The following is a 13,690-nucleotide window of genomic DNA, read 5'->3' as shown; positions in this document are numbered from 1 at the left end:
AAGGAAATATAACTATGTACGGAAAACTCATAGCAGCTTCTGTTGCTGCTGCTTTGGTACACAGTGCCACTGCACACGCTCTACCTGATAACACATCAGGCAATCCACTGAGTAAGTTGGGTATTGCAACACCGGCTGGGATTGGCAATGTAGTACCGGACCATGAAAATCCAAAAACGCTCCACGTGTTCCCTGCAAATGACAAGGACATGATTGGTACTTATTTTGATACAGGCGGCGGTCCAAACTGTTCTTCATACGTTGCGATGAAAGAGCAGGCATACAGACTACCAAGTACACCTCAGCAGATTCAAGAGGCGATTGACAATGACGATTATGTTAGTAACTACTTTCAGCTAACTGTCGGTATTCCAGCGCGTAATACTAAGTCGACAAACGATATTGTCGCTAAGTATGAAGAGATTAATAATCTTGCGATTGCGAACGGCGGGTTGATCGAAAGATTCAATCAACTAGATAGTGTGTGGACCGGTATTGTTCTTGATTTAGAGCTTGCTCGTAAAAAATTGGACTCGCTTAAAGATGAGCAATCTGCAGCGAACAACCAATGTATCGTGAACTCAGGCGGCGACTTCTCCAAAATGTACGAGTGTATCATGGGGGTTGCAAATCGATATACGCCACTGATAGAAGCAGCAAGAGCAGAGGTTACGGAAGTTGAAGCACGTAAAGCTGCAATCCGTGACGAGTACTACGCTACTAAAGGTGAGTACGATGCATTTGAGGACAAGCTAACTCGTATTGATAATCAACTAGATTTCTTGATGCGCGTATATCAGTCTCAACTGTTAATCGTAAACAATGCCTATGAAGTTGAATATAGATCGGTCAAAGAGGCAGGGAGTCTAATTGCTGGTATTGCTTCTGCAGGATATAACCTGTGGGGCGATGAAGCAGCTATCTTGTCTAATGCGCTTGCCAGTGCAGGTAAAACCGATTATTCAGTGCAGCAGCTTAACGTCTTTGATATTCGTTTGAACTCAGGTGTGACCAGAGATAACCCAAATATCACGACTGACGATAATCAACCTATCTTCCGCAAAAATGTTTGGACTTATCCTGCAAATACCATCATTAACTTCGGCAATATCGGTGATAAAACCATGCCGTTTGAACGTGAAACAGTGGGCGACCAAATCCACTTTGACGCGACAACATGGGACTCTCTAGGTTCTGGTGGTGTTGATTTCCACGTTACAAAAGATGCTCGTTGTGGTGATTATGAGGCGAACGTTGTTCGTAATTATAGCGCGACTCACGAGGGCGAAACGGCTTCTTGGAAAGTAACTCGTGATGAATACAAGCCGGTTCTTAACAGCCCTGTATTCTCAACAAACATCGCACTTTCATATAGTTACTACGCTTATCCGGGCAAGCTTAAAGGTGAGTGTTCAATTGACGTAGATCGCATGAACTCGTACTGGAGAAATGCTGGTAAGTCTAAGAGCTGGAGCTGGTTCAAAACCAAAACCAAGAGCTGGGATCATATTCGTACCACAGCACGTGATGAGCTGGGGATGGAATGTAATTTGAGCCTAGTACCAGAGTCAAATGATCCTGAAGAAGCAAGAAGACTGGCTGAGAAGTTTGAAACACAGATGTACAACGATATGTGGCAAATGTTCTTGGCTGTATATGCAGAGTCTTATGACTTGATTGTTAAAGACCCTGAAGTAACAGACCCAGGTCAAAGCGATGTCGGTGCAACACTTGGTGACGGCTTGATGAAAGTATGTCCTGCGAACATGTACTGTCAATTCGCTAATGTTGTTCTTCGCGCCCTAGATAAGATCGGTGGTTCTAAAGCGCAAGGTACGACGTCTTCTGTTTCACATGAGTACGGAAAAATCTGGAAACGATACGAGAAAGACTCATTCAACGTATATCAAGGCAGTGCTTCTATCAAAGCTAAAGTGTGTATTGACTCAAGTCAATGTAACTAAGCCATGATTTCGGAGGGGGCTTGCCCCCTCATATCGTTCTCAAATATTAGGTTAGGATTTTTTTATGAAGGCAAAGATTGTAATTGCAGTCATCTGCACTGTTGTTATTGGTTATTTGGGTTGGAGTGTGTACGTCCCAAAAGATGAAGTACAGCCTCAGACTAAAAAGCCAAAAGTAGAAATGGAAAAAGAACATAAAGACCCCGAGGTTGAGCAGCAAAGTGTTGTGGCAGCCAAAAAAAGTGTGGGAGAGATCTTAGAGCGGGCAAAGCGTCACCGTGAAACGTCAGACGTCATCGAACAGGCCGCTAAGGTAGACCCAGATAAAGAAGAAGAATACTACAAGTTTGTTATCACTTCTTTTCCGCACCTTAAAGATCAAGTGAATGCATATCGTGAAGCGACACGAGTGCAGAAAGAGCGCTTAGCCGAGCTTGCAAGTCGAGTGGAAAAACGAAACAAAGATTTCGTTGCAACGGGTTCAGCCTCGCAGAGTTTAGATGACGATATTTTATATGAACAAAATCAAATAGCTGAAAATGCTCGAGTGTTGGGGAAGCAAGCTATGGCGCTAACCGAAGCTATCAGGCAAGCAGCGTACAATTAATTGAAAGTTAAAAAGGAATACTGAAATGATATGGAAAAATAGCTTTCCCATTCCACTGTGTATATTGATCTCCGCGTGTGGAGGTTCGGGCAGCACAGAGGTGCAAGCAGAAACAAACAGTGCAGCTAAAAATCAAGCACCTATTGCGGTGATCACCTCTAGTGACACAACGATTACCAAAAATAAGTTGGTACATTTTAATGCTTCGAAAAGCTACGACCCTGATGGAGATGCATTGAGCTACGAGTGGACGCTCACCAAAGGTGCCGAGCGAACGCCTGTGGCAATAGATGTGCGTAACAAAGAAGAAATTGCAGTGCAATTAAACACTGCTGATAAGTATGTACTCACTTTAACGGCAAGCGATGGAAAAGCATATAGTAAGCCTTCCAGCTTCGAGTTTGTGCTTAATGATGACATGAAATTAGTCGCATCAGCGGGCCAAGATATTACCGTAAAGAAAGGCCAGATTGTTTCCCTAGATGGCAGTGAAAGCCGTGATCTAGATGGGGTTATCACAGGTTATCAATGGCGCATTATCGAAAAACCAGAAAATAGCCAAGCAAAAATCTTCAAAGATAAGAAGGTAAAAACGACCTTTGTTGCGGATCAGGTTGGACAATTTGTTGTTGAACTGAGTGTCCAAAATGATCAAGGTGACATTGCCACAGATACCTTGACGGTTACCAGTGATGCACTGGGCGTAAACTCGACCCCAGTTGTCGTACTTAAGGACCTAGAGACTCAGCTAAAACCTAATGAAGTTATCGTTCTTGATGCCAGTGAAAGTTATGATCCCGACAGGTTTGACAACTTGTCTTTTGCTTGGGACGTAGTGTCACAACCTGAGGGAGCGAGCGCCAATTTAAGTACATTGTTTGATGCACAAACAAGCTTTTCGGCCGCCGTTTTGGGTGATTATGAAATTGAGGTGAGTGTTACCGACTCGCATGGCGCTTCTGCGCAAGCGTCGTACTTATTATCAGTCACCACTGACAACTTACCACCGGTTGCACAGCTTGGTGAAGACATTCACGCACCTGTTGCACCACTTGAACTTGTTTGTAAGTCTTGTTTCGACCCAGAAGGTGAGCCGCTGACCTATCAATGGCAGCTACTCAGTCGTCCACAACAAAGCGCAGCCCAATTGCAAGCGGCCACAGAATCGGTGGCGAAGTTACATCCTGATGTTGCGGGTGAATACGCGGTAGCAGTGAGTGTATCGGATGGCCAAACAGAAGTAACCTCTAATACGCAGACCTATTACATTGATGCGAATCAGCAACCAACAGCACATCTAACAGCTCCAGATGTGGCGTACATTGGTAATACAGTTGAGCTTGACGCAAGCCAGAGCTCAGACCCTAACAACGACACACTGACGTATGAATGGCAGCTGATTGAAAGCGCGGCACAAGTGCAACTGCATACAAGAGATGATGGCACAGCCTATTTCACTCCAACGGAACTTGGCAGCTACATTGTGTCTTTACGTGTTCATGATGGTCAATATTACTCAGATCCGCTAACGCATACAGTACAAGTACAGGCTAACTTACCACCAGTTATAGTGTTAGCAGATGACTCAGCAAGAGAGGTTGAAGTCGGAGCACAGGTGCTATTCAATGCGTCGGCAAGTTATGACCCAGAAGGCGATGCTTTGTCCTATCAATGGTCTTTGGTAAAACCCGAAGATTCAACAGCACAACTCACTACGGATGCGTCAGATTCGACCAGTTTGGTAGTAGATGTAGCGGGTACATACGCTATAAATCTACACCTTAGCGATTCAATCGGTAATTCAAGCTCTAAGACAGTACGTGTGGATGTATCAGATCCTGTCAATATGCTCACAGGCTATGTTAGAGGAACAGTTGTTAACTCATACAAACACCCAGTTGCAGATGCCGGATTCACGATAAATGGAAAGCAATATGTGAGCGACGCACAAGGTGTATTGAATGTGCAAGTAGAAGTTGAAGAGGGCGCAGCTTTGGTGATTAAAACCGAGGATGAACGTCTAGCGTCGGGCACTTACACCGCACCTAGCGTGACTCAAGATGGGTTTGTCATCAACTTTGGTGAGGCATTTGTGCCAAATATGCAACCGATTGAAGTGAGACTGTTTACGTGCCCTCAATACAGCGGCCCAGACGTTATTGAGGTTGGCTATCGTATGTACTCAACCGTTCCTGAAATGGGCTCTATCACATCTGAGTATGATCAAAAAATCAGCTTTACACTCGATAGCTTAGGTAGATCAACCCAAGCATTCAGCTTACCAGCAACCGCTAAGTATGAACTATACGTGGATGATAATTTGCAAATCACTACGCCAAGTAGCCAACTGATGAATGTCTATTACTCAGTTGATATTCCATCTAGAGGCTTTGTAACTATTTGTAATCAATAATATAAAAGGAAAATTAATATGAAAAAACTAACAGCAGCATTGGCACTTTTGCTCACTTTTGGTGCACAGGCAATTGAGCCAATCTATGTGGGCGGTGAACAGTATAGCTATACCATGGATGACTTCACCCCTGTCTATGCCAATGGACAAGTAGTCGGCTACGACGCAGCTATCCCTGTCGGTGTGGATATGTATGACGACTTTATCGGGGACTACCCTGAGCTTATTTTCGATGTGAGCGGTGACGCTGTAGGGACCACAGATGGTTCGCCAATGTTAATGGAAATGTCGGTTGTATGCTCTGGTATTGATATTGGCTATGACGCTGATGTGGTGATCAATCGCAGAGGCCGCTTATTACCTGCTCGCTTCTCTATATATAACCGTAAAAAAACCAACGGTGAGTGTAAGGAGTTGAAGCTTAGAGTTAATAAAACAGGGTCATCAGCAACTAACCCCGCCGCAACAATTGACGTACTAAACGTAAATTTAATCGTCTTTTTAAATCTTAATTTTTAATACACAAACTAAAAAAGGAAATTGTTATGAAAACCAAACTGATACTGCTTATTTTTTCGGTACTTACCATCTTCTCATTTCGTGCTACGGCAAGTACAGAGTCGTTAACAACAGACGTAACATCTATGCTAGAGTTATCTGCTCAAGAGCGTGCGCTAAGATACCCGTGCTGTGATAGATACAGTGACAGATATTGCGACATTCGCATAGAAGCCCTAAAAGAGTATCAAGCCGTAACACCACAGCAAATGATGGAAGCTGCGAAGGCGGTAACAACAATGGCCTCTCCAATTTACATTGGTGGTGCGCGCTATTCGCTTAGTAAGTCAGACTTTAGCCCTGTTTATACCACCCGTGTGATTTACGAGCCTTGTCTTATGCCTGAACCGATTACTGTAAATGTTTTATCAGGTTATGAAGCGACGTTTGCAGTCAGTGGTGACTATTCTCAAGACCTGTTTTTTGACATCAGCGGTCGTTCAGATAAATCAATGAACTTAGCGGTGTCATGTGGCTCTTTCAGCGCGACGGACTCAGGTACTAAGTGGGTGATCTCTAAGTCTCAAAATACCGGTGGTACGTGTAAAGCAATGAAAGTGAAGTACTCGTTTTCAAACTCAACAGCACCAACGTCTATCGATCTAAACATCACTATTTCAGAAGAACTTTACTAATCAAGTTGATAAATAAGGAATTGATGTGAAATTAATTAATTTATGCAGTGGTACTTTACTTACGTTGGCTGCGGCAAGCTCACTCTCGGCGCAGGCTAAGCCAAATGATGGTATCTATCCACCACCGAATGAGCCATGTACTTACAGCACGGGCCCAGAAGTTAGGTCGTTTGGTTTGCAAGCTTTTAATCAAAGCATTCAGCAAGCCTCTCCGATTTTCATCGGCGGAGAGCGTTACACTTTAAGTCGCAGTGACTTTAAACCTATTGTTAAGGAAGTAACGTACACCTGTCCTGGCCTAGACCCTTTAGTCGTTACTGAATACTCGGGCTACACATTATCGTTGCCTGTTTACAATGACTTTGGCCAGAAGCTGTACTTTGATATTTCTGGTAGAGCGGCCAAGCATATGAACTTAAGTGTCTCTTGTGGCTCATTCAGTGCTTCTGACTCCGGAGACAAGTTTTATATCTCGCGTGCGGCTACCACGGGCGGGAGTTGCACACGATTGGACTTGAGGTTGACTTTTAATAAAACGAAATGGCAGCCAAGTTACTTAGACTTGAACGTGATGATCTCTGAAGCATTGGATTAATACGCAAAGGAATACTGTATTCAGGCTGGTGGTTTTGATGCTTAACCAGCCTGATACATGAGTGCAAAATAAGGAAATATAAAGATGAATAAACTTTTGTTAGCAGCAGGCATCTTGGCCTGTTCGAGCAGTGTATTTGCTTCTGTAATTGACAAAACCGTGAGTGTTGATCAAGAAGCTCTGTTATTAACTACAGCTGATTTTACGCCCATTACAACGGTGTGGGCTGGTCGAACTGTTGTCACTGGCTACCAGGCTTTAGTGGATGTACAGGGCGCACAATCGGCACTATTTTTTGATGCCAGTGGTGAGGTTTCAGCACGTTGGTTTGCGTCTAATTTCAGCTTAGTAACTAAAATGAGCTGCAATGGCGTGCCGGTTGGAATGAGTAAAGCTTACGGCAAACGCGTCGATGGTCAGTCGACACCAGCACAGCCTATAATCACTGAGTTGAGAAAAGGCGTAGAGGGCTGTACTCAGTTAAAAATCGAATTATCTAAAGAAGGATCTTTAAGCCGCCAGTTCTACACGCGCATTCAAGATATTTCGTTTAGCGTTGCAGTAAAAGGATTTAACTCACCTCAAGGAGCACTATAAGATGTTAAAAGCAATCGCAATGGGCACCAGCTTGCTCGCATTCAGCACCCTAGGACTTGCTTCTGAGATAAGCAGCACATTTACTGATAAAGATATGCAGCAACAAGGTAGCAGCTATGAATTGAACTTGGCTGCTTCTGGCTTAACCAGCGCCGCTGTAATCGACGTACACTTGGAGATATCAGGTCTTGGAGCTTTAAGCTCAGGCCAGCAGCCTGTGTGCACACAATGGCAGGGGTTGGAGTGTACAGGGGCATATGAAAATGTGTTACACAGTGAATTGTTGCATGAGGCGAGTCTTTCGTTGTCGTGTGATGACCAACTCTTGTATGAAGACCGAAAAAGCTACAGTGAATTTACCAACGAAGAACTAAGCAGTGCTGACAGCTCACTGTCGTTTGATATCTCATTGGTTAAATTAAACCCGATCACATGTCAATCAGTGAAGTTGCATGTCACAACCTTAAGTGGCGAAAGTGATGCACAAATCAAAGGCTCTATGAACCTGAAAAATACTACCACGGGTTCAGAGTCAGTAAAATATGAGGTAATTCAGTGAAAAAATTAATTATCGTTTCTAGCTTATTAACTGCGTCGCAAGCATTTGCAGCTCCCGTGGATGTAGGGGGAGTTGCTTATGAACTTGGCTTCAATGACTTTGAACCAATTACAGTGCCCTATGCAGGACGTGAGGCAGTTGTGGCATATGAGGCTAAGTTCGCAATGGACGGTGATTTTGGGCAGAACCTGAATTATCGCGTTGATGGGCTGGTTTATACGCGTTGGTTTTCGGGTAACATGGCCGCCACGTTGTCGGTAACCTGTAACTCACCGTATATAGATGAGCCCATTTTCATCGGTGAAGATATGGACTTTGGTATTCGTATTGACGGTGTTTCTTATTTAGCTAAGCCTGCTATCTCAAGTTACCTCAATACAGGTGGAAACTGTCAGGAACTGACCGTGCGCATCGATAAAGAAGGTCATCTAAGCCGACAGTTCTATACTCGAGTGACCGATCTGCAGTTCAATGTTCAAGTGATTGAGACCATACCGCGTTAAGGTTTTTAAGGCACCGATTGGTGCCTTAATTACAAGGAGTGATTAATGAAACATTTAATGGCATTAGCCGCGTGTTTGATGGCGTCGAGTGTATCGGCATTACCTACCTTCTTTGTTGGTGAAACGGTACAAATAACCAAAGATGACGTGCAAGTCATTAAGCAGCTGTATAAGCGTGAAGGTGGTGTCGACAAATATGCTGAGGTGGCGTACGAAGTTGAGTTTCCATTATATGGCACATGGGGGCTTACAGAACTAGATGTTCAGCTGACGGGGGAAATCGCCTCAGCGTGGTATTCATCTAATTTTGGCATGACAGTCTCAGTGTATTGTAATGACGTGGTGGTTGAATCAGATACCTCGTATGGTCTGCGGTATGAAAGATCAAGTTATGTGGTCAAACCCCAAATTCGCGTTGCAAATCATCCAATTCCAGCTGGGTGTGAATCTGTAAAGGTGAGAATGGACAAATTGGGTAGTCTTGCGCGTATGTACTTTACCGATATCGCAAGTATTGATCTTAGACTTTACATGACGAATAAGTTCTAACGCCAAGCGTGTAAAACCAACGTTAAGTGATAACTCCTAGCTTCCTTGATGAGTAATTGTGTCCATCATCAGTGATGGAGTTGTCACTTGGCTTGTCTATTGCAGTACCCACTATTTTGAGCATGAACCCACAACAAACCATCCCAAAAGCGTTAAAGTTAGTGCTTTTGGGATGGTTTTTATTGACAGGTCAATCTTTGCTCATTAAAATTCGGCCACCCATTTATTCGTTCCATGAAAATGACGAAGAAATAGGGTCGATTTTTATATTTTTTCAGTAGTAATTTTAACTAATCAGGAGCTATTTAATGGCAACTATTAACCAGCTAGTGCGTAAGCCACGTCGTAGCAAGGTTACAAAAAGTAACTCAGCTGCGCTTAAAGCTTGTCCGCAAAAGCGTGGTGTATGTACTCGCGTATATACAACTACACCTAAGAAACCAAACTCTGCATTACGTAAAGTAGCACGTGTGCGTTTAACTAACGGTTTCGAAGTAACTTCATACATCGGTGGTGAAGGTCACAACTTACAAGAGCACAGTGTAATCCTTATCCGTGGTGGTCGTGTTAAAGACTTACCAGGTGTGCGTTTCCACACTGTTCGTGGTGCACTTGACTGTGCCGGCGTAAACGACCGTAAACAGGCTCGTTCTAAGTACGGTGCAAAACGCCCTAAGGGCTAATGGTTCTCCGTTAGTAAGGCCAAGCACTTAAGTTTTAATTTTTAAATAATTTGTTTTGGGAGTCGCCCATAAGGCGAACCTGAAGATACCGGAGATATAAAATGCCTAGAAGACGCGTAATAGGTCAACGTAAAATTCTTCCAGATCCGAAGTTCGGATCAGAACTTCTTGCTAAATTCGTTAACGTAGTAATGTTAGACGGCAAGAAATCTACTGCTGAAAAAATCGTATACGGTGCGTTAGACGTGGCTGCTGAGAAATCAGGCAAGTCGCACCTAGAAATCTTTGAAGCTGCACTTGAAAATGTACGCCCAGCGGTTGAGGTTAAATCTCGCCGTGTTGGTGGTTCTACATACCAAGTACCAGTTGAAGTACGTCCAGTTCGTCGCAACGCATTAGGTATGCGTTGGTTAGTTGAAGCTGCACGTAAGCGTGGCGAGAAATCTATGGGCTTACGTTTAGCTCAAGAAATCGTTGACGCTGCTGATAACAAAGGCACTGCGGTTAAGAAACGTGAAGACGTTCACCGTATGGCTGAAGCGAACAAAGCATTCGCTCACTACCGTTGGTAATCTGCTAACACCCTTTAAGAGGATAATATGGCACGTACAACTCCTATTGAGCGCTATCGTAATATCGGTATTTGTGCTCACGTAGATGCAGGTAAAACCACCACGACAGAACGTGTTCTGTTCTACACGGGTCTTTCGCATAAGATCGGTGAAGTTCACGATGGTGCTGCAACTATGGACTGGATGGAGCAGGAGCAGGAGCGTGGTATCACTATCACGTCTGCTGCAACCACGTGTTTCTGGAAAGGAATGGACGCGCAATTTGACGACCATCGTATCAATATCATTGATACTCCAGGACACGTTGACTTTACCATTGAAGTAGAACGTTCTTTACGTGTACTCGATGGTGCGGTTGTCGTGTTGTGTGCTTCATCAGGTGTACAGCCACAAACAGAAACAGTTTGGCGTCAGGCGAACAAATACGAAGTACCTCGTATGGTCTTTGTAAACAAAATGGATCGTACTGGCGCAGACTTCCTTGCTGTTGTGGGACAGGTGAAATCTCGCCTGGGCGCCACACCTGTGCCTATTCAGCTACCGATTGGTGCTGAAGACGAATTTAAAGGTGTTATCGATCTCATCAAAATGAAGGCCATCAACTGGAACCAAGAAGACCAGGGGATGACGTTCACTTATGAAGAGATCCCTGCAGATCTTCAAGATTTAGCTGAAGAATGGCGTGCTCACTTAGTTGAAAGCGCCGCTGAAGCGTCTGAAGAACTAATGGAAAAATATTTAGAAGACGGTGAACTAAGCGAAGCTGAAATCAAAGCAGCGCTTCGTCAACAGACATTGGCCAATGAAATTGTACCAATGACCTGTGGCAGTGCATTCAAAAACAAAGGCGTACAGGCTGTGCTTGACGCTGTGATTGAATACATGCCATCACCTACTGAAGTTAAAGAGATTCAGGGTATCTTAGAAGATGACTCTGAAGGAACTCGCCCTGCAGATGATAATGCGCCGTTCTCGGCATTGGCATTTAAAATAGCCACAGACCCATTTGTAGGTACTTTAACTTTCTTCCGTGTTTACTCTGGTACTGTTAAACAGGGTGACGCGGTATATAACCCGGTTAAAAGCAAAAAAGAGCGTTTGGGCCGTATTGTTCAAATGCATGCAAACTCTCGTGAAGAGATCAAGGAAGTGCGCGCTGGTGACATCGCCGCTGCAATTGGTCTTAAAGATGTGACTACTGGTGACACATTATGTTCACAAGAAGCTGTTATCACTTTAGAGCGCATGGAATTTCCAGAGCCTGTGATTTCAGTTGCAGTTGAGCCAAGAACCGTAGCTGACCAAGACAAAATGGGTATCGCGCTAAGTAAATTAGCAGCAGAAGACCCGTCATTCCGTGTAGAAACGGATGAAGAATCAGGTCAAACGATCATCTCTGGTATGGGTGAACTACACTTAGATATCATTGTTGATCGTATGAAACGTGAATTCAGCGTTGAATGTAACGTTGGTAAGCCGCAAGTGGCATACCGTGAAACGATTCGTAACACGGTAGAAGCTGAAGGTAAGTTCGTACGTCAATCTGGTGGTCGCGGTCAATATGGTCACGTTTGGCTTAAGCTTGAACCGATGGATATCTCTGATGATGAGGCGCCAACTTATGAATTCGTTAACGAAATCGTAGGTGGTGCGATTCCAAAAGAGTATATTCCAGCGGTTGATAAAGGTATTCAAGAGCAGATGCGACAAGGTGTCCTTGCCGGTTATCCGCTATTGGGTGTTAAAGCGACATTGTTTGATGGCTCGTTCCATGACGTAGACTCAAACGAGATGGCGTTTAAAATCGCAGGTTCAATTGGTTTTAAAAACGGTGCGCTGCAAGCAGACCCAATTATTTTAGAACCAGTAATGAAAGTTGAAGTTATCACCCCTGAAGCTAACATGGGTGATGTAGTAGGTGATTTAAACCGTCGTCGTGGCATAATCGAAGGCATGGAAGAGGCATTCGGTGGCTTGAAGCAAATTAATGCACAAGTTCCGCTTTCTGAAATGTTTGGTTATGCAACCGATCTTCGTTCTGCTACACAAGGTCGTGCCTCGTACTCAATGGAATTTTCCAAGTACGCAGAAGCGGCTAAGAGTGTGGCTGACACAATTATTGCAGCTCGCGCTGTTAAGTAATTTTAGTTCGGTCCGGTCTCTAAGGGCTGGACTTTAATTTCTTTATAGGAATTTTTTAAGATGGCAAAAGAAAAGTTTGAACGCGTAAAACCGCACGTAAACGTAGGTACAATCGGCCACGTTGACCACGGTAAAACAACTCTAACAGCAGCAATCACTAACGTACTTGCAAAAGTATACGGTGGTGAAGCAAAAGACTTCGCATCAATCGATAACGCTCCAGAAGAGCGTGAGCGTGGTATCACAATCTCAACTTCACACGTTGAGTACGATACACCGACTCGTCACTACGCACACGTAGACTGTCCAGGACACGCTGACTATGTTAAAAACATGATCACTGGTGCTGCACAGATGGACGGCGCGATCCTAGTAGTTGCTGCTACTGACGGTCCTATGCCTCAAACACGTGAGCACATCCTACTTTCTCGTCAGGTTGGTGTACCTTACATCATCGTATTCATGAACAAATGTGACATGGTTGACGACGAAGAGCTTCTAGAGCTAGTAGAGATGGAAGTACGTGAACTACTTTCAGAGTATGACTTCCCAGGTGATGACCTACCACTAATCCAAGGTTCAGCGCTTAAAGCACTAGAAGGTGAGAAAGAGTGGGAAGACAAGATCGTTGAGCTTGCAGAAGCACTAGATTCTTACATCCCAGAGCCAGAGCGTGATATCGATAAGCCATTCATCATGCCTATCGAAGACGTATTCTCAATCCAGGGTCGTGGTACAGTAGTAACAGGCCGTGTTGAAGCTGGTATCATCAACGTGAACGACGAAGTTGAAATCGTAGGTATCAAAGAAACTACGAAGACAACTTGTACGGGTGTTGAGATGTTCCGTAAGCTTCTAGACGAAGGTCGTGCGGGTGAGAACATTGGTGCACTACTACGTGGTACTAAGCGTGATGATGTTGAGCGTGGTCAAGTACTAGCGAAGCCTGGTTCAATCACACCTCACACGAAGTTCACTTCAGAAGTATACGTACTTTCTAAAGATGAAGGTGGTCGTCACACGCCATTCTTCAAAGGCTACCGTCCACAGTTCTACTTCCGTACAACTGACGTAACAGGTAACGTTGAGCTACCAGAAGGCGTAGAAATGGTAATGCCTGGTGACAACATCAAGATGACTGTAGAGCTAATCTGCCCAATCGCGATGGACGAAGGTTTACGCTTCGCTATCCGTGAAGGTGGCCGTACAGTTGGTGCTGGTGTTGTAGCAACTATCGTTGAGTAATATCGACTTTAGTTAATGCCACAAAGCATTAGAAGAACCCGAGCTTAGGCTCGGGTTTTTTTATGTCT

General features: G+C 44.2%; 14 protein-coding genes. All 14 read left to right on the top strand.

The window, feature by feature from the left end; genetic code table 11:
- Positions 1-14 precede the first annotated feature (14 nt).
- The 14 genes from BET10_RS00110 (at position 15) to tuf (ending at position 13,622) form a co-directional block, all read left to right on the top strand.
- Entirely contained in the window at positions 15-1,964 is a 1,950-nt protein-coding gene (locus tag BET10_RS00110) for a hypothetical protein (protein WP_070982793.1), read from the top strand.
- A 64-nt stretch (positions 1,965-2,028) separates the two neighbouring features.
- Positions 2,029-2,571, top strand: a complete 543-nt coding sequence (locus BET10_RS00105; RefSeq protein WP_070982792.1) for a hypothetical protein — start codon at positions 2,029-2,031, stop codon at positions 2,569-2,571.
- A 25-nt stretch (positions 2,572-2,596) separates the two neighbouring features.
- A complete protein-coding gene (locus BET10_RS00100) occupies positions 2,597-4,984 on the top strand; it encodes a PKD domain-containing protein (protein WP_070982791.1) in 2,388 nt (795 codons plus the stop codon).
- 18 nt (positions 4,985-5,002) lie between these two features.
- The gene (locus BET10_RS00095; protein WP_070982790.1) at positions 5,003-5,503 is read left to right on the top strand and encodes a hypothetical protein; all 501 of its coding nucleotides are present in this window, start codon (positions 5,003-5,005) and stop codon (positions 5,501-5,503) included.
- A gap of 26 nt (positions 5,504-5,529) precedes the next feature.
- Entirely contained in the window at positions 5,530-6,177 is a 648-nt protein-coding gene (locus tag BET10_RS00090) for a hypothetical protein (protein ID WP_070982789.1), read from the top strand.
- Between the two features lie 25 nt (positions 6,178-6,202).
- The gene (locus BET10_RS00085; protein ID WP_070982788.1) at positions 6,203-6,772 is read left to right on the top strand and encodes a hypothetical protein; all 570 of its coding nucleotides are present in this window, start codon (positions 6,203-6,205) and stop codon (positions 6,770-6,772) included.
- 84 nt (positions 6,773-6,856) lie between these two features.
- Complete coding sequence (locus tag BET10_RS00080) at positions 6,857-7,369, top strand: hypothetical protein (RefSeq protein ID WP_070982787.1); 513 nt, start codon at positions 6,857-6,859, stop codon at positions 7,367-7,369.
- 1 nt (position 7,370) lies between these two features.
- Complete coding sequence (locus tag BET10_RS00075; protein ID WP_070982786.1) at positions 7,371-7,928, top strand: hypothetical protein; 558 nt, start codon at positions 7,371-7,373, stop codon at positions 7,926-7,928.
- On the top strand, positions 7,925-8,431 hold the full coding sequence (locus BET10_RS00070) for a hypothetical protein (RefSeq protein ID WP_070982785.1): 507 nt from the start codon (positions 7,925-7,927) through the stop codon (positions 8,429-8,431). The genes BET10_RS00075 and BET10_RS00070 overlap by 4 nt, the downstream gene beginning before the upstream one ends.
- Before the next feature lie 45 nt (positions 8,432-8,476).
- Positions 8,477-8,980, top strand: coding sequence for a hypothetical protein (locus tag BET10_RS00065; protein WP_070982784.1), 504 nt, complete (start codon positions 8,477-8,479; stop codon positions 8,978-8,980).
- Between the two features lie 308 nt (positions 8,981-9,288).
- Positions 9,289-9,663, top strand: coding sequence for a 30S ribosomal protein S12 (rpsL, locus tag BET10_RS00055; RefSeq protein WP_070982782.1), 375 nt, complete (start codon positions 9,289-9,291; stop codon positions 9,661-9,663).
- A 101-nt stretch (positions 9,664-9,764) separates the two neighbouring features.
- Positions 9,765-10,235 carry a 30S ribosomal protein S7 gene (gene rpsG / locus BET10_RS00050; protein WP_070982781.1) on the top strand — a complete coding sequence of 157 codons (471 nt, stop codon included), beginning with the start codon at positions 9,765-9,767 and terminating at the stop codon, positions 10,233-10,235.
- Positions 10,236-10,262: 27 nt separating this feature from the next.
- Positions 10,263-12,377, top strand: a complete 2,115-nt coding sequence (fusA, locus tag BET10_RS00045; RefSeq protein ID WP_070982780.1) for an elongation factor G — start codon at positions 10,263-10,265, stop codon at positions 12,375-12,377.
- A 60-nt stretch (positions 12,378-12,437) separates the two neighbouring features.
- Positions 12,438-13,622, top strand: coding sequence for an elongation factor Tu (gene tuf / locus BET10_RS00040; protein WP_070982779.1), 1,185 nt, complete (start codon positions 12,438-12,440; stop codon positions 13,620-13,622).
- The last annotated feature ends 68 nt before the right edge of the window (positions 13,623-13,690 follow it).

It is taken from the genome of Pseudoalteromonas amylolytica, from assembly GCF_001854605.1.
GTDB lineage: Bacteria > Pseudomonadota > Gammaproteobacteria > Enterobacterales > Alteromonadaceae > Pseudoalteromonas > Pseudoalteromonas amylolytica.
The sequence above is the reverse complement of the archived record's forward strand: the minus strand, read 5'-3'. Positions and strand labels throughout refer to the sequence as shown.

Coding starts and splice junctions, on each gene's coding strand:
- BET10_RS00110 (WP_070982793.1), top strand. CDS start 15: ATGTACGGAAAACTCATAGCAGCTTCTGTTGCTGCTGCTTTGGTACAC.
- BET10_RS00105 (WP_070982792.1), top strand. CDS start 2,029: ATGAAGGCAAAGATTGTAATTGCAGTCATCTGCACTGTTGTTATTGGT.
- BET10_RS00100 (WP_070982791.1), top strand. CDS start 2,597: ATGATATGGAAAAATAGCTTTCCCATTCCACTGTGTATATTGATCTCC.
- BET10_RS00095 (WP_070982790.1), top strand. CDS start 5,003: ATGAAAAAACTAACAGCAGCATTGGCACTTTTGCTCACTTTTGGTGCA.
- BET10_RS00090 (WP_070982789.1), top strand. CDS start 5,530: ATGAAAACCAAACTGATACTGCTTATTTTTTCGGTACTTACCATCTTC.
- BET10_RS00080 (WP_070982787.1), top strand. CDS start 6,857: ATGAATAAACTTTTGTTAGCAGCAGGCATCTTGGCCTGTTCGAGCAGT.
- BET10_RS00075 (WP_070982786.1), top strand. CDS start 7,371: ATGTTAAAAGCAATCGCAATGGGCACCAGCTTGCTCGCATTCAGCACC.
- BET10_RS00065 (WP_070982784.1), top strand. CDS start 8,477: ATGAAACATTTAATGGCATTAGCCGCGTGTTTGATGGCGTCGAGTGTA.
- rpsL (WP_070982782.1), top strand. CDS start 9,289: ATGGCAACTATTAACCAGCTAGTGCGTAAGCCACGTCGTAGCAAGGTT.
- rpsG (WP_070982781.1), top strand. CDS start 9,765: ATGCCTAGAAGACGCGTAATAGGTCAACGTAAAATTCTTCCAGATCCG.
- fusA (WP_070982780.1), top strand. CDS start 10,263: ATGGCACGTACAACTCCTATTGAGCGCTATCGTAATATCGGTATTTGT.
- tuf (WP_070982779.1), top strand. CDS start 12,438: ATGGCAAAAGAAAAGTTTGAACGCGTAAAACCGCACGTAAACGTAGGT.